This is a genomic window from Bibersteinia trehalosi, assembly GCF_004346205.1.
In the GTDB taxonomy this organism is placed as follows: Bacteria; Pseudomonadota; Gammaproteobacteria; order Enterobacterales; family Pasteurellaceae; genus Bibersteinia; species Bibersteinia trehalosi.
Window position 1 is genome coordinate 342,673 of record NZ_SMAM01000001.1, and the last position, 17,264, is coordinate 359,936.

The 17,264-nt window shown below is 40.3% G+C and carries 14 protein-coding genes; 4 read left to right on the plus strand and 10 right to left on the minus strand.

From position 1 onward, the window contains the following. Nucleotides 1–2: 2 nt before the first annotated feature. The 9 genes from cmk to aceE form a co-directional block, all read right to left on the minus strand. Complete coding sequence (gene cmk / locus EDC51_RS01635; RefSeq protein WP_015432544.1) at nucleotides 3–671, minus strand: (d)CMP kinase; 669 nt, start codon at nucleotides 669–671, stop codon at nucleotides 3–5. Between the two features lie 8 nt (nucleotides 672–679). Next, the gene (gene degS, locus EDC51_RS01640; RefSeq protein ID WP_131928001.1) at nucleotides 680–1,714 is read right to left on the minus strand and encodes an outer membrane-stress sensor serine endopeptidase DegS; all 1,035 of its coding nucleotides are present in this window, start codon (nucleotides 1,712–1,714) and stop codon (nucleotides 680–682) included. A gap of 44 nt (nucleotides 1,715–1,758) precedes the next feature. Beyond that, nucleotides 1,759–2,646, minus strand: coding sequence for a UTP--glucose-1-phosphate uridylyltransferase GalU (galU, locus tag EDC51_RS01645; protein WP_015432546.1), 888 nt, complete (start codon nucleotides 2,644–2,646; stop codon nucleotides 1,759–1,761). Nucleotides 2,647–2,689: 43 nt separating this feature from the next. Continuing rightward, the gene (csrA, locus tag EDC51_RS01650) at nucleotides 2,690–2,872 is read right to left on the minus strand and encodes a carbon storage regulator CsrA (RefSeq protein ID WP_015432547.1); all 183 of its coding nucleotides are present in this window, start codon (nucleotides 2,870–2,872) and stop codon (nucleotides 2,690–2,692) included. Between the two features lie 51 nt (nucleotides 2,873–2,923). After that, complete coding sequence (alaS, locus tag EDC51_RS01655; protein WP_131928002.1) at nucleotides 2,924–5,551, minus strand: alanine--tRNA ligase; 2,628 nt, start codon at nucleotides 5,549–5,551, stop codon at nucleotides 2,924–2,926. A 203-nt stretch (nucleotides 5,552–5,754) separates the two neighbouring features. Further along, nucleotides 5,755–6,180, minus strand: a complete 426-nt coding sequence (locus EDC51_RS01660) for a universal stress protein (RefSeq protein WP_015432550.1) — start codon at nucleotides 6,178–6,180, stop codon at nucleotides 5,755–5,757. Nucleotides 6,181–6,361: 181 nt separating this feature from the next. After that, nucleotides 6,362–7,786 carry a dihydrolipoyl dehydrogenase gene (lpdA, locus tag EDC51_RS01665; protein WP_125134908.1) on the minus strand — a complete coding sequence of 475 codons (1,425 nt, stop codon included), beginning with the start codon at nucleotides 7,784–7,786 and terminating at the stop codon, nucleotides 6,362–6,364. Nucleotides 7,787–7,909: 123 nt separating this feature from the next. Then, nucleotides 7,910–9,814, minus strand: coding sequence for a pyruvate dehydrogenase complex dihydrolipoyllysine-residue acetyltransferase (gene aceF / locus EDC51_RS01670; protein WP_131928003.1), 1,905 nt, complete (start codon nucleotides 9,812–9,814; stop codon nucleotides 7,910–7,912). A 77-nt stretch (nucleotides 9,815–9,891) separates the two neighbouring features. After that, the gene (gene aceE, locus EDC51_RS01675) at nucleotides 9,892–12,555 is read right to left on the minus strand and encodes a pyruvate dehydrogenase (acetyl-transferring), homodimeric type (RefSeq protein WP_015432553.1); all 2,664 of its coding nucleotides are present in this window, start codon (nucleotides 12,553–12,555) and stop codon (nucleotides 9,892–9,894) included. 370 nt (nucleotides 12,556–12,925) lie between these two features. Between aceE and EDC51_RS01680 the strand changes: the two genes are divergently transcribed. After that, nucleotides 12,926–13,891 (plus strand): asparaginase, encoded by a 966-nt coding sequence (locus tag EDC51_RS01680; protein ID WP_015432554.1) that lies wholly within the window; start codon nucleotides 12,926–12,928, stop codon nucleotides 13,889–13,891. Between the two features lie 120 nt (nucleotides 13,892–14,011). On the opposite strand, the gene pckA is transcribed toward EDC51_RS01680, so the two are convergent. Next, nucleotides 14,012–15,622, minus strand: coding sequence for a phosphoenolpyruvate carboxykinase (ATP) (pckA, locus tag EDC51_RS01685; protein WP_131928004.1), 1,611 nt, complete (start codon nucleotides 15,620–15,622; stop codon nucleotides 14,012–14,014). A 163-nt stretch (nucleotides 15,623–15,785) separates the two neighbouring features. On the opposite strand from pckA, the gene ftsB reads away from it, so the two are divergent. The 3 genes from ftsB to ispF are packed head-to-tail and all read left to right on the plus strand — an operon-like array spanning nucleotide 15,786 to nucleotide 17,235. After that, on the plus strand, nucleotides 15,786–16,061 hold the full coding sequence (gene ftsB / locus EDC51_RS01690; RefSeq protein WP_131928005.1) for a cell division protein FtsB: 276 nt from the start codon (nucleotides 15,786–15,788) through the stop codon (nucleotides 16,059–16,061). Between the two features lie 9 nt (nucleotides 16,062–16,070). Beyond that, nucleotides 16,071–16,766, plus strand: a complete 696-nt coding sequence (gene ispD, locus EDC51_RS01695) for a 2-C-methyl-D-erythritol 4-phosphate cytidylyltransferase (RefSeq protein ID WP_131928006.1) — start codon at nucleotides 16,071–16,073, stop codon at nucleotides 16,764–16,766. After that, entirely contained in the window at nucleotides 16,759–17,235 is a 477-nt protein-coding gene (gene ispF / locus EDC51_RS01700; protein WP_015432558.1) for a 2-C-methyl-D-erythritol 2,4-cyclodiphosphate synthase, read from the plus strand. The genes ispD and ispF overlap by 8 nt, the downstream gene beginning before the upstream one ends. Nucleotides 17,236–17,264: the final 29 nt, after the last annotated feature.

Consider the following 17,264-nt stretch of genomic DNA (forward strand, 5'->3'; position numbering starts at 1 on the left):
ATTTACAAATTTTTATCGATATACGCTAACGCTTGTTGGATAACTTCCTCGATAGATAAATGCGTTGAATCTAAAATTAACGCATCATCAGCCGGAACAAGAGGCGCAACTGGACGATTTCTATCTCGATAATCGCGCTCTTTTATCTCGGCTAAAATCTCGTCAAAGTTAGCATTAAATCCCTTTTCTTGCAACTGTTTTACGCGTCTTTTTGTGCGTTCTTCAGCACTTGCATCTAAAAAGAATTTAATTTGAGCATCCGGAAACACGATTGTGCCCATATCTCGTCCATCTGCAATTAGCCCTCTTTCTGTACTAAAATCTCGTTGTCGTTGCAATAATGCTTCTCGCACTTTAGGGAATACGGCAACTTTAGAGGCATTTTGTCCAGCCTCCGCAGTGCGAATTTGGTCTCCGACATTTTCACCATCCAAAATCACCTTAATTTCACCCTGCTCAGGCACAAATTTAACATTAAGGTGAAGTGCTAATGTTGCAAGCGCATTCTCATCATCTAAAGAAACTGCTTGTTTAAGCGCAGCAAGCGCCAAAATTCGATAAATAGCACCAGAGTCTAAAAACTCAAAATTTAATTTTTCTGCTAATGCATGGCATAATGTTCCTTTACCTGCACCGCTTGGTCCATCTACTGTAATGACTACATGTTTCATTTTAATTCCTAATTCGTTTCTGGAAATTCGTCGATTACCACATCAAACTCTAGTAAAATACCTTGGCGAAGTACAACTATCTTCGCAAGATCCCCCGGTTTCATGTCTGCAATCATATTCATCATTTTCTCAGGGCTCTCTGCCTCAACATCATTAATACTAATAATTAAATCTGCTGTTCTTAAGCCTGCCTTTGCTGCAGGGCCATTCGCCGCTGTTCCTGTAATTAATACACCACTGTTGGAGAGTTGGAAGGTACTGGAACTGACACCAATATAACCCCGAATTACACGACCGTTTTGAATAATTTGTTTTAATACCTTATTTGCAATATTGATCGGTATTGAAAAATTCAACCCTTCAGCTAATTCTGCACTATTTTTGCCTAAACTTAAGGTATTAATACCTATAAGTTCTCCTGCAGTATTAATCAATGCGCCACCAGAATTCCCTTTGTTAATGGACGCATCAGTTTGAATAAAATTCTGTCGCATACTATCAGATAATGCATTGCGTCCAATCGCACTCACAATCCCCTGAGTAATACTTTGCCCTAAGTTCAATGGATTACCAATTGCCAGTACGACATCACCAATTTGAGGCTTTCTTTTCTCATTTTGAGGAATAGTCGGCAAATTATCCGCTTGAATTTTTAATACAGCAAGATCCGTTAATTGGTCAGTCCCGACAACCGCTGCACTATAGATGGCACCAGATTGCAGCGCGACAATAATTTTATCTGCGTTTTCAATTACATGCTTGTTAGTTAAAATATACCCAGATGAAGTCATAATGACACCAGAGCCAAGATTATTGATCTCTAGATCTTCATCATTATTCTGCGTTTGAGCTGTTTCAAAAGCTTGGCTATAAACATTGACAACCGCAGGAGAGGCTACTTTTACTGCACCATTATAACTTTCAATTTTAGATAGTGATGGGAATCGAGCACTATTCTTATTCACTAAAGGTGCTACATATAGAATGAGTATTGCAGAAAAAAGCCCAAAACCGACCGCTTGTATAATTTTTTTCAATTTCATAAAAACACAAGGGATAACTATAGCTATCCCTTATTTTCAATAAATTATAATGTTTCAGCTAAACGTTTCAGATAGTCTTTGAAATCTTGACCAAATTTATCATGATTTAGGCTATATTCAACGAATGCTTCCATATATCCCAGTTTGTCTCCACAGTCAAAGGTTTTTCCTGACATATGAAAAGCTTCTACGCACTGCTGATCAATCAACATATCAATCGCATCCGTTAATTGAATCTCATCACCTACGCCAACAGGCGTTTTTGCCAATAAATCCCAAATATCAGCAGAGAAAACATAACGACCAACCACAGCAAGATTAGATGGCGCTTCATGAACTGGTGGTTTCTCGACAATACGCACAATGGCAGCGGTCTCACCAGCGTTTAACTCAGAACCTGCACAATCAACCACACCGTAGCTACTTACATCTTCTTGAGCCACAGGCGCTACCATGATTTGGCTATTTCCTGTTTCTTTAAAACGCTGAATCATTGCTGCTAAATTTTCTCTCGACTGATCCGCAGTAAAATCCGCCAATAGCACGTCTGGGAGCACTACAGCAAATGCCTCATTCCCTACTAATGCACGACCACATAAGACAGCATGCCCTAAACCTTTTGCTTGACCTTGACGTACATGCATAATAGTCACATCTTTTGGCACAATAGAACGCACTTCTTCAAGCAATTGGCGTTTCACGCGTTTTTCTAGCATGGTTTCCAATTCAAATGATGTATCAAAGTGGTTTTCGATAGCATTTTTAGATGAATGTGTGACTAACACAATATCCTTAATACCCGCTGCAACACATTCATTTACAATATATTGAATAAGCGGTTTATCTGCAATGGTGAGCATCTCTTTTGGAATAGCTTTGGTCGCAGGCAACATACGAGTACCTAAACCAGCTACAGGAATAATCACTTTCATATAAGTTCCTTTTATATAAGAAATTCAGATAGACATTAAATTTCTAAGATTGTTTACATTCTGACGTTGATTTTATCTTTTGATAAATTTCCTCACGGTGAACACTCACATCTTTTGGGGCATTAACCCCTAATTTGACTTGTCCACCACGGGTATTTAACACGGTAATTTCAACATTATCACCGATTAATAGTTTTTCACCTACTTTTCGGGTTAATATCAGCATATATTCTCCTTTTATGTGTATGAGGGGAAATGCCCCCTCTAGATTGATTTATTATAGTTTTGTCGAAATACATTGTTCAGCGATAGCTAGCGCTTGTGGAATATTTTCCACTTGGGCGCCACCTGCCATTGCCATATCTGGGCGACCACCACCCTTTCCGCCTACTGCTTGTGCCATTAAACCCACCAATTCTCCCGCATTTACTTTTGCGGTCAAATCTTTGGTGACACCCACAATTAAACTTACTTTACCTTCACTTTCCGTAGCAAATGCAATCACCGCGGAACCTAATTGGTTTTTCAAATCATCAACCATTGTTCTTAATGCTTTACTATCTACCCCTTCAAGCTTCTGTACAACAACATTAACACCATTAATTTGTTTTGCAGATTTTGCCAATTCTCCACCCGCTTGCGCAGCTTGTTTCTCTTTTAATTGCTGTAACTCTTTTTCTGCTTTTTTGACTTTTTCTTGTAGCTGCTGGATCTTCTCAACCAATGATGTGCTATCTGCTTTTAATAACTCACTAGCTTGGTTAATCACTTGTTGCTGTTGATGTAACAATGCAATCGCATTTTCGCCAGTTACCGCTTCCACACGACGCACACCGGCTGCAACTGCACCTTCAGACACAAATTTAAATAAGCCAATATCACCCGTTTGTTTTACATGAATACCGCCACATAATTCAATAGAGAATGGCCCCATATCTACAACACGTACGACATCACCATATTTTTCACCAAACAGAGCCATAGCCCCTTTCGCTTTTGCTTCTTCAATATCCATTGTTGAAATAGAGACATTCAAGTTTTCACGAATTTTCTGGTTTACAATACGTTCAACTTCTTCTAAATCTGATTTAGCAATCGCTTCAGGTTGAGAGAAGTCAAAGCGCAAGCTCTGTTCTGACACCAGTGAACCTTTTTGTGCAACATGATCACCGAGAACTTGGCGTAAAGCCGCATGCAACAAGTGAGTTGCACTGTGGTTTAACGTAATAGCGTGACGACGTTGCGCATCAACTTGAGCAGAAACCGTATCACCCACACGCAATGATCCTGAAGTTAATTGACCAATATGTCCAAATACTTGACCATATTTCTGTGTGTCACTGACTGCAAAATGGCAAAATTCATTTGAAATTAAGCCACTATCCCCGACTTGTCCCCCTGATTCACCATAGAATGGCGTACTATCTAGGATAACAACAGCATTTTCACCCGACTGGATATGTTCTACGGCGACCCCATTACTAAATAAGCCAACTACTTTTATAGCACTAAGTTCTGCCGTTTCATAACCTTTAAATACTGTTGAGCCTTCAACTTTAATGACATTATTGTAATCTACACCAAAATTACTGCTTGCTTTTGCACGCTCGCGCTGTGCGGTCATTTCGGCTTCAAAACCAGCTTCATCAATGACAATATCACGCTCACGACACACATCAGCTGTTAAATCAAGAGGGAAACCGTAAGTATCATAAAGTTTAAATGCTACCTCACCTGATAAGGTTTTGCTTTCAACTTTTGCTAATGCCTCTTCTAATAATGCTAAACCACGCTCAAGCGTACGTGCAAATTGCTCTTCTTCCGCTTTTAAGGTTTTTTGAATATGAGCTTGCTTCGCTGTCAAAATCTCACCCGCTTTTCCCATCACTTTTGCCAACACAGGCACTAATTGATAGAAAAATGCTGCCTTCGCACCAAGCAAATTACCATGGCGTACAGCGCGGCGAATAATACGGCGCAATACATAGCCTCGCCCTTCATTTGAAGGCACAACACCATCTGCAATTAAGTAAGAACACGCACGAATATGATCAGCTACAACACGCAATGATTTATTATCTAAATCACTAACATTCAATAATTCTGCCACCGCCTTAATAAGCGTTTGGAAAATATCAGTTTCATAATTGGAATTCACATGCTGCATTACCGCCGTAATACGCTCTAATCCCATCCCGGTATCCACTGATGGTTTTGGCAATTTCTCCATTGTGCCATCCGCTAAGCGATTAAATTGCATGAAAACAATATTCCACACTTCAATATAGCGATCACCATCTTCTTCTGGTGTACCGGGTAAGCCGCCCCAATATTTATCACCATGATCGTAGAAGATCTCTGTGCAAGGCCCACAAGGCCCAGTATCTCCCATTGCCCAGAAGTTATCCGAAGCATATGGAGCACCCTTATTATCACCAATTCGAATGATATGATTTTCAGGTACACCAACTTCTTTATGCCAGATATCATAGGCTTCATCATCCGTTTCATATACCGTGACATAGAGCTTTTCTTTAGGCAAACCTAACCATTGTGGTGAAGTTAAAAATTCCCAACCAAATTTGATCGCATCCTGTTTGAAATAGTCTCCAAAACTGAAGTTACCCATCATTTCAAAAAAGGTATGATGGCGCGCAGTATAACCCACATTCTCTAAATCATTATGCTTACCACCCGCACGTACACAACGCTGAGCCGTAGTTGCACGAGTATAAGGGCGTTTTTCTAAACCAAGAAATACATCTTTGAACTGGTTCATCCCCGCATTAGTAAAGAGTAAAGTTGGATCATTTTCTGGAACAAGTGAGCTACTTTCTACAACAGTATGCCCTTTAGAATGGAAAAAATCTAAGAAACTTTGTCTAATTTCAGAAGTGGTTTTCATTAAAATTACCTTTAATACGTTTTACATCGTTATGCTTAACGGGCGATATTCTACACGTTTTTTAATTAGCTGTATTGAGGCAATGCAAAATTTCAGGCAAAAATATACCGCTTGTAGCAATAAATTCCTACTGCTACAAGCGGTACTAGCTTAATCCTAGAGCGTTTAAGCAATAACGCATTGAACTAAATTATCAACAGCTCTTACTCATCTGCCAAAGGAACAACCAGCATATCAATACTAATACTGTTCATCACTTGACGAGTTGAAGACATAAATTTACTCCAAAAGTCTTGATGATGCCCTGTTACTAAAAGATCTACTTGATATTTATCGACAGCTTCTTCCAATACCTGACTGAAATCACCACTGCCATTAAGACGCTCAGTAACAGGATAATCACTCTTACTAGCAAGTTCGTCTAACGCCTTCACAGTATCTTCAGACACTGAATTTTGCACTGACTGCATATTAATATCAATCAACCCTGTATATAGATCTGAAAAATTTACATCCACATGGATAATCGACAATTTTGCGCCGTGCCGTTTCGCAATATCAGCCCCTTTACGGACTAAAATCAAACTCTCTTCGGAAAGATCGACAGCAACTAAAACATGTTTATACATAATAAACTCCTTTGCTTATGGATGATTTGTTGTATCGGATAATAACAAACTTTACAAAAAGAAAATTTGAACTAGATCTCAAATTTAGAAAATTTCTTGCTAGATAAAAAAACAAGCGGTTGAATTTTGCAAAATTTCTGCAAATTCCAACCGCTTGAAGAGTACATTAATCGCCAAGCAATTATTTTTTCTTCGCTTTAGGATTTGGTAAATCTGTTACTGAACCTTCGAATACTTCAGCGGATAAACCAATAGACTCATGTAAAGTTGGGTGAGCATGGATAGTTAATGCAATATCTTCAGCATCACAACCCATTTCAATCGCTAAACCAATCTCACCTAGCAATTCACCACCATTCGTTCCCACGATAGCACCACCAAGGATACGATGTGTATCTTTATCGAAGATTAGCTTAGTCATACCGTCTGAACATTCAGAAGCAATTGCGCGACCAGAAGCAGCCCAAGGGAATTTTGCCACTTCATAGTTTAAGCCTTCTTGCTTACACTCTTTCTCGGTTTTACCTACCCATGCCACTTCTGGCTCAGTATAGGCAATAGAAGGAATCACTTTTGGATCGAAATAGTGTTTCATACCAGCAATCACTTCTGCTGCCACATGACCTTCGTGAACACCTTTATGTGCTAACATTGGCTGACCAACAATATCACCGATAGCAAAAATGTGTGGGACATTAGTACGCATTTGTTTATCCACAGGAATAAAACCACGTTCATCCACATTCACACCTGCTTTACCAGCATCAATTAATTTGCCGTTCGGTGCGCGACCAATAGCCACTAACACAGCATCATAACGCTTAGTATCATTACACGCTTTGCCTTCCATAGAAACATAGATACCATCATCTTTTGCTTCTACCGCAGTGACTTTGGTTTCCAGCATGAGTTTGAATTTTTTCTCAATACGTTTAGTGAAGATTTGTACAATATCTTTATCCGCAGCAGGAATAACCTGATCGAACATCTCTACCACTTCAACTTCAGAGCCTAACGCTTCATATACAGTCCCCATCTCTAAACCGATAATACCACCACCCATAATGAGTAATTTTTTCGGAATTTCTTTGAGTTTTAGTGCATCAGTAGAATCCCAAATGCGTGGATCTTCGTGTGGAATAAATGGTAATTGAATTGGGCGAGAGCCTGCTGCAATAATGGCATTATCAAATTTAATCGTTGTTGGATTACCATCACGATCACGAGCAACTAAAGTATTTGAGTCTGTAAATGTAGCTTGACCTTCAACCACAGTTACTTTACGTGCTTTTGCCATACCCGCAAGACCGCCAGTTAATTTAGCAACAACAGCCTCTTTACCTGCACGAACTTTGTCTAAATCAATGGTTGGCTCACCAAAGGTGATTCCATTTTTTTCTGCATGTTTCGCTTCTTCTAATACCTTAGCAACATGTAATAATGCTTTTGATGGAATACAGCCCACATTTAAACAGACACCGCCAAGTGTTGAATAGCGTTCAACAATCACAGTCTCTAAACCTAAGTCTGCACAGCGGAATGCCGCTGAATAACCTGCAGGGCCTGCACCGAGTACCACTACCTGTGTTTTAATTTCTTTGCTCATAGTTTTTTCCTTTTGTAGGATGGGCTTTAGCCCATCGTAGGGAAAGAATAATGGGCTAAAGCCCATCCTACAACAAGCGGTCGGTTTTGCAAAATTTTCTGCAAATCTGACCGCTTGTATTGATTACATTACTAAACGGCGAATATCCGCTAATACTTGACCTAAGTAGGTTAAGAATCTTGCACCATCTGCACCATCAATGACACGGTGGTCAAATGATAATGAGAGAGGTAACATTAAGCGTGGCTCAAACTCTTTACCGTTCCAAACTGGGCTCATATCAGAACGAGACACGCCTAAAATAGCCACTTCTGGTGCATTCACGATTGGGGTAAAGTGAGTTGTGCCTAAACCACCAAGACTTGAAATGGTGAAACAGCCACCTTGCATATCCGCAGCAGTTAATTTACCTTCACGCGCTTTCTTAGATACTTCCATTAATTCACGAGAAAGTTCAATAATGCCTTTTTTGTTCACATTTTTGAACACTGGTACAACTAAACCATTTGGTGTATCTACAGCAACACCGATGTTGATGTATTTTTTCAGCGTGAGTTTTTGACCATCTTCAGAAATAGAACTGTTGAAGCGAGGGAAAGCTTCTAATGCTTTCGCTGCTGCTTTCATAATGAAGACCACTGGCGTGATTTTCACATCTAATTTTTGTTTTTCCGCAACTTTATTTTGCTCTTTACGGAATGCTTCTAATTCAGTGATATCTGTACGGTCAAAGTGCGTTACATGTGGAATCATTACCCAGTTACGGTGTAAATTTGCACCTGAAATTTTATTGATACGGCTTAATTCAACTTCTTCAATTTCACCAAATTTGCTGAAATCGACTTTTGGCCAAGGTAATAAACCTAAACCTGCACCATTTGCGACACCAGTACCTGCCGCTGCTGGCGCTTTACCGGCTTTCACATCTTCAAAGACTTGCACTGCTGTTTTCACATAAGCTTGCAAGTCTTCTTTCACGATACGACCTTTACGACCCGTACCTTGTACCTTGTCTAAGTTTACGCCAAATTCACGCGCTAAACGGCGAATTACTGGGGTTGCGTGTGCATAATTTGCACTTGCTGCTACAGTTTCTTGGCTTAAGCCTGCTACGTTACCGCTTGCAGGTTGTGCAGCACTCACTGAAGAAGCTGCAGCTGGTGCAGCAGCTTGTGCAACCAGTGCAGGAGCTGCTGCTGGAGCTGCGCCTGCGACTTCAAAACGCATAATCAATGAGCCAGTTTTCACTTTATCGCCCACGTTGATTAAAATTTCTTTCACCACGCCAGCCACTGGTGCAGGGACTTCCATTGACGCTTTATCACCTTCAACGTTGATGATAGATTGATCCACTTCAACAGTATCGCCCACTTTCACCATAATTTCAGTTACGTTTACTTCATCGCCACCGATATCTGGTACATTCACATCTTGCACAGATGCTGCAACTGGCGCTGCTGCTTGAGCTGGTGCAGCCTCTGCAACAGGAGCCGCTGCACCTGTTGAGAATTTCATAATCAATGAGCCGGTTGAAACTTTATCACCTACATTGATTAAAATTTCAGTTACTGTACCTGCAAATGGCGCTGGCACTTCCATAGAGGCTTTATCACCTTCTACGTTGATGATAGATTGATCGGCTTCAACACTATCGCCCACTTTTACCATAATTTCGGTAACATTAACTTCATCGCCACCAATATCAGGGACGTTTACTTCAACGATAGCAGCCGCTTGTACTGGTGCTGGTGCAGCTTCAACCGCTGGGGCTGCTGCTTGTGGAGCTGGTGCAGCATCTGCACTTTCTAATTCTAACATTGGTGTGCCCGTGGTTACTTTGTCACCCACTTTCACTAATACTGCTTTAACCACACCTGCTTCAGGCGCTGGGACTTCCATAGAAGCTTTATCACCTTCTACATTAATCACAGATTGATCAGCTGAAATGGTATCACCTACGTTTACCATTACTTCGGTTACGGTAACTTCATCGCCACCGATATCAGGAATTTGAATTACTTTTGACATTTTATTTTTCCTTTATGAAAAATGTAGGGGCGCACGACGTACGCCCGCGGACGCAAACATTGCGTCCCTACAGTTTATTACGCATATAACGGATTGATACGATCTACATTCAAACCAAATTTCGCAATCGCTTCTGCAACCACTTTAGTTTCCACTGTGCCTTCTTTCGCTAATTGAGAAAGCGCAGCAACAACAACGTAACGTGCATCAACCTCGAAGTGTTCACGTAAGTTTGCACGGCTATCTGAACGTCCGAAACCGTCAGTACCTAATACGTGATAGTGTTTGCTTGGTACGTATGCACGAATTTGTTCTGCATAAAGTTTCATATAGTCGGTTGAAGCAACGGTTGGTAAATCTTGTAACACTTGTGCAACATAAGGAACACGAGGTGTTTCAGTTGGGTGTAATAAATTCCAACGTGCTACATCTGCTCCATCACGGCCTAATTCGTTAAATGATGGGGCTGAGAATACATCAGAAGAGATACCATAGTCGTTTGCAAGGATTTGTGCAGCTTCACGTACGTGACGCATAATCGCACCAGAACCTAATAATTGAACGCGACCTTTACCTTTTGCTTCAACGCTTTCAAATTTATATAAACCTTTACGGATACCTTCTTCTGCACCTGCTGGCATTGCTGGTTGCTCAGTGATTTCATTTAAAGTGGTGATGTAGTAGAACACATCTTCTTGTTTCTCACCGTACATACGGTTAATACCGTCTTGTACAATAACAGCTACTTCAAATGCAAATGATGGATCGTAGGTTACACAGTTTGGAATAACGCCCGCTTGAATATGGCTATGACCATCTTCGTGTTGTAAACCTTCACCATTTAAAGTTGTACGACCTGATGTACCACCTATCATAAAACCACGTGCTAATTGGTCACCGGCAAGCCACATCATATCGCCCACACGTTGGAAACCAAACATTGAGTAGTAGATGAAGAATGGAATCATTGGTTGGTTGCTAACAGAGTAAGAAGTTGCTGCCGCTACCCAAGATGCGGTTGCACCTAACTCGTTGATACCTTCTTGTAACACTTGACCATCCGTTGCTTCACGATAATAAGCCACTAAATCACGGTCAGAAGGCACATAGTTTTGACCCGCTGGTGAGTAAATACCGATTTGACGGAATAAACCTTCCATACCGAAAGTACGTGCTTCATCTGCAATAATCGGCACAATGGTCTTACCAATATTTTTATCTTTTAATAACGCGTTTAATACACGGCTAAATGCCATTGTGGTAGAAATACCACGCGGTTGCGCTTCTAATAATTTTTGGAAATCAGGTGTATCTAAGCTAGGAACTTGATATTCGCCCGTAAATTTTGGATTACGTGCAGGTAAGTAGCCTTTCAATGCTTTACGTTGTGCATGTAAGTAATTGTACTCTGCACTGCCTTCAGCAAATTTAATATATTCCAGATTCTCAACTTGTTCATCTGTTAATGGCAATTCAAAATAGTCACGGAAGCCTTTTAAGCTCTCTAATGACATTTTTTTAGATTGGTGAGCGGTATTTTTACTTTCCGCTTCTGGAATTTTATACCCTTTTACTTGATGTGCTAAGATCACAACAGGTTTGTCTGATTTTTGTGCTCTTGCATATGCAGCATAAAGTTTTTCGCTATCGTGTGCACCACGGCGTAATGCCCAGATTTCATCATCTGTCATATCTGCCACTAATGCTGCAGTTTCTGGGTAACGACCGAAGAAGTGTTCACGAATATAAGCACCGTTTTTAGATTTGAAGGTTAAGTAGTCACCATCAACAACTTCCATCATTAACTGTGCTAATTTACCACTTGTATCTTTAGCAAAGAGCTTATCCCACTCACTGCCCCACAATACTTTGATTACTTCCCAGCCCGCACCGGTAAATAGGCCTTCTAACTCTTGCACAATCTTACCGTTACCATGAACTGGACCATCTAGACGTTGTAAGTTACAGCTAATAGTGAAGATTAAGTTGTTTAATTTTTCACGTCCAGCAATGGTTAATGCACCTTTAGATTCGATTTCATCCATTTCACCATCACCTAAGAACGCATACACTTTTTGTTCAGAGGTATCTTTTAAACCACGGTTTTCAAGATATTTTAAGAAACGCGCTTGATAAATCGCATTCACAGGGCCTAAACCCATAGAAACTGTAGAGAACTGCCAAAACTCTGGCATTAATTTCGGGTGAGGGTAAGAAGAAAGACCATCAGCAAATGCTTCTTGACGGAAATTATCCATTTGTGCTTCAGTAATACGGCCTTCAACAAATGCACGTGCATAAATACCCGGTGCTGCATGACCTTGGAAGAAAACTAAATCGCCGCCATCTTTTTCAGTTGCAGCTTTGAAGAAATGGTTAAAGCAAACTTCATACATTGTCGCTGCAGATTGGAATGTAGAAATATGGCCACCTAAATCTAAATCTTTTTTCTGGCTACGTAACACCATTGCAATCGCATTCCAACGAATTGCAGAACGGATACGACGCTCAATAGCGTGATCGCCTGGATATGCTGGCTGCTCTGCCACCGAAATAGTATTCACATAATCAGTTGTTACACCTGATTGAATTGCCACACCTTTACCGCGTGCTTGTTGCATTACCTGATCGATAATAAATTGTGCACGCTCTACGCCTTCTTCGCGAACTAATGAATCAACAGCTTCTAACCAATCGTTCGTTTCGATTGGATCTACGTCATTTCGAATAATTTCTGACATAGTCTTTTCCTTTTTGTGAGTGAATAAACAGACAAAGTACTCAATACTTTGTTTACTTGTAAAATTTTTAAACAAAAACTTTTATCTTTCTTCACATTTATTTTATCGACATTCAGGCAATAGGCAGCGCTCAATTGCCAAGTTCAAACTTATCCAATTGATTTATAAGAACTTTTTATGACATTATAAAAATGCTAAAAAAGATTGATAAAAAGTTGCGTAAAGGTTACCAAAAATGGCTTATTTTGTCTAATTTCTTAGGTTCGACTAAGGCATGAGAAGAATTTAAATAAGCGCCTTATCACTTAGTGACAGACGATTTGCTAGAGTTATGCTATGCTTTAAAGAAATGTTGTAAAAGGAATCACAAATGCATAAAAAACTACTCATTCTACATACTGGTGGCACTATTTCAATGAGTGAAGGCGAAGATGGCAAAGTCTCACCAAGCACAAAAAACCCCTTATTAGCCTCATTAGCTAAACTCAATCATCCAGCAACACTACACCAAGAGGCGATCTTGAATGTACCATCACCCCATATAACGCTTAGCCATTGGTTAGTTTTAAAATCTCGCATTGAAAAAGGGGTAAACGAAGAAGGATTTGATGGTGTCATTATCACCCATGGCACAGACACACTAGAAGAAACCGCTTACTTTCTCGATTTGGCCCTAGATATCAATGTTCCTGTAGCAATTACGGGAGCGATGCGTTCAAGCAATGAATTGGGGGCAGACGGTTTAATTAATTTACAAAGTGCGATTTTGGTTGCGTTAAGTGACGAAAGTAAAGGTAAGGGCGTGTTGGTCGTGATGAACGATGAAATTCATAATGCCAAATTTGTCACCAAAACACACACGACAAATGTGGCAACATTCCAAACACCTACGTTTGGCCCTTGTGGTCTAATTGCTAAAAATAGGGTGATCTATTTCCAAAGTTTAGAACACTATGAGCGTTTTCCTATTAAAAAAGTAGAAAAAACCAACGTTCAGCTCATTAAAGCCTATGTTGGCATGGACAGCTTCTTATTAGAGCAACTAGCCCTAAGCCAATGTGATGGTGTCGTCATTGAAGGTTTAGGCGCAGGTAATTTACCGCCATCTTGTCTAGCCGGTGTAGCCGCACTGATGAATGCAGGTATTCCAGTTGTGTTAGTTTCTCGTTCATTTAATGGTGTCACTCAAGATGTTTATGATTATCTTGGTGGTGGAAAGCAATTAAAACAGCAAGGCGTTATTTTTACAACGGGTTTAAGCGGGCAAAAGGCACGTATCAAATTGATGGTTTTGCTTAACCAGCAACTAGAAAAACCATTAGCGGAATATTTTTAATCTTAGCAAGCGGGTAAAAAAGAACAATTTTTTGCAAAATGTCCATAAAAACACACCGCTTGCATAAGCACACATAAAAAAGGCAGCCTAAGCTGCCTTTTATTCTTTTAGAATGCAATATTAGAGCTGTGGGCCTGCCACTACTAATGCTTTACCTTCATCATTGGTGGTGTATTTGGTAAAGTTTTTCACAAAACGACCCGCTAGATCTTCCGCTTTTGCTTGCCATTGTGCTTTATCAGCATAGGTATCACGAGGATCTAGAATAGCAGGATCAACGCCAGGTAACGCTGTTGGCACTGCTAAATTAAAGATTGGCAATGTTTTCATCTCTGCATTTTCGATAGAACCATCTAAAATTGCATCAATAATACCACGGGTGTCTTTAATTGAAATACGTTTACCTGAACCATTCCAGCCCGTATTAACCAAGTATGCTTCCGCACCTGATGCTTCCATACGTTTTACTAATACTTCTGCATATTTTGTTGGATGTAATGACAAGAATGCCGCACCAAAACAGGCAGAGAATGTTGGGGTTGGCTCAGTAATACCACGCTCTGTGCCTGCCAATTTTGCTGTAAAACCAGATAAGAAGTAATATTTGGTTTGCTCTGGGGTTAATTTAGATACTGGAGGTAATACGCCAAATGCATCCGCCGTTAAGAAAATTACTTTCTTCGCATGCCCTGCTTTTGATACTGGCTCAACGATGTTTTTAATATGATAAATTGGGTAAGAAACACGGGTATTTTCAGTTTTTGAACCATCTGCAAAATCAACTGAGCCATCTTCACGCACAACTACATTTTCTAATAACGCATCGCGTTTAATTGCCGCATAAATATCTGGCTCATTTTCCGCAGATAAATTGATAGTTTTCGCATAACAACCACCTTCAAAGTTGAATACGCCATCATCGTCCCAACCGTGTTCATCATCACCGATTAATTTACGTTTAGGATCGGTTGAAAGTGTTGTTTTACCTGTACCAGATAAACCGAAGAATATTGCAACATCACCATCTTCACCAACGTTTGCAGAGCAGTGCATTGATGCAATACCTTTCAGTGGTAATAGGTAGTTCATCATTGAGAACATCCCTTTTTTCATCTCACCACCGTACCAGCTACCACCAATTAATTGAACCGCTTCAGTTAAGTTAAATGCAATAAAGTTTTCAGAGTTTAAGCCCTGCTCTTTCCAATTAGGGTTAGTCACTTTAGAACCATTCATGACAACAAAGTCTGGTTTAAATGTGGCTAACTCTGCCTCACTTGGACGGATGAACATATTTTTCACGAAGTGGGCTTGCCACGCAACTTCAGTAATAATACGCACCGCCAAACGGCTATCTGGGTTTGCGCCACAGAAGGCATCAATGACGAATAAACGTTTATTAGAAAGTTGATTTGTTACCAAACCTTTTAAGTGAGTCCAAGTTTCTTGGGTCATTGGCTTATTATCATTTTTGACTGCATCCGTTGTCCACCATACGTTTTCACGGCTAGTGTCGTCTAACACAATATATTTATCTTTTGGTGAACGACCTGTGAAAATCCCTGTATCTACTGCAATCGCACCACTTGTGGTTAAACGACCTTTCTCAAAGCCTTCTAACTCTGGTTTCATCTCCTCTTCAAACAGTTGCTCATAACTTGGGTTATAAACAATTTCAGACACATTTGTAATACCTAATTGAGCAAGCTCTTGTTCTACACGATTTAACATAAATTACCTCTGTTAGATAACGATAAAAAAAAGATATGCGAATTATAAAATTTTTCTTTAGAAAAAAATGTTACCTACTTCAAATTTTTACACATTACATGAAAAAATTTCCAAAGCTTCGACGGGCAATGTACAATAGCAATTGTTTAAAAAAGGAAGATATATGCGACTATTGATTGTATTTTTAGCGGTCACCCTTGTCTATTTCCAATATCTCTTTTGGTTTGGCGAAAATGGGTGGCTAGATTACCAAAAAGCAGAAACTGCATTCAAAGAACTGAATGAGCGTCATGATAAATTAGAAGCGCGCAATAAAATGATTGAAGCAGAAATCGACAACCTGCAACGAGGCTTAGAAGCGTTAGAAGAACGCGCTAGAATGCAACTTGAGATGGTAAAACCCGATGAACGCTTTTACCGAATTATCCCTAAAAACTAAGGAATCAATATGCTACATGCTCAACGCAATATTGTTGCAGTGATCCCTGCATCTGGCGTAGGTAGTCGAATGAATGTTCCTCTGCCTAAGCAGTACCTCAAAATTCAAGGGCAAACTATCTTAGAACACACACTCAAGGCATTTCTTGAACATTCTGGTATTAGCAAAATTGTCGTCGCGGTCTCACCGACGGATCCCTATTACTCTCAACTTGAACTATTAAAACATCCTAAAATTCAGATTGTTTTTGGTGGAGAAACACGGGCAGATTCCGTCTTTAATGCCTTACAAGTAGTAGAGGACAGCGATTGGGCATTGGTTCATGATGCTGCAAGACCTTGTCTCAAGCGCTCAGATCTCGACAAAATTTTGCAAAGTAATGATGAACACGGTGCGATCCTTGCCATTCCTGCGGTTGATACCATAAAACGTGCAAGTGGTGAAAAAATTGTACGTACAGAAGATCGCTCAACGCTCTGGCATGCATTAACCCCTCAGTTTTTTCAAGCGGGTTTACTCAAGAGAGCGTTACAGTCTGCATTTTGCCAACAAGCGATAATCACAGATGAAGCCTCGGCAATGGAATTTGCAGGCTATTCACCGCGCTTAATTGCCGGGCGAAGCGATAATCTAAAAGTGACTCGCCCTGAAGACTTGGCTCTTGCTGAATTTTATTTAACTAGAGGAAACGAAGAACATGATTAGAATTGGACACGGATTTGATGTTCACGCCTTTGGGCAGGCTCGCCCGCTAATGATTTGTGGTGTTGAAGTGCCTTATCATACCGGCTTTATCGCCCATTCCGATGGCGATGTTGCGCTACACGCATTAACCGATGCGCTACTCGGAGCCGTGGCGCTTGGTGATATTGGCAAGCTATTCCCTGATACTGATATGCAGTTTAAAAACGCCGACAGCCGAAAACTTCTGATTGAAGCTTACCGTCAAGTACAAGCTACCGGCTATAAAGTAGGTAATGTAGATGTCACCATTATTGCTCAAGCACCTAAAATGCGCCCTTATATCGATCAAATGCGAGCGACCATTGCACAAGATCTAAATTGCGATATTTCACAAATTAATGTTAAAGCTACTACCACCGAAAAATTAGGCTTTACCGGACGCAGTGAAGGTATCGCTTGCGAAGCAGTAGCGCTATTAACAAAAGCTTAATCTCAGATCTAAAAAGGCTAACCGATTAC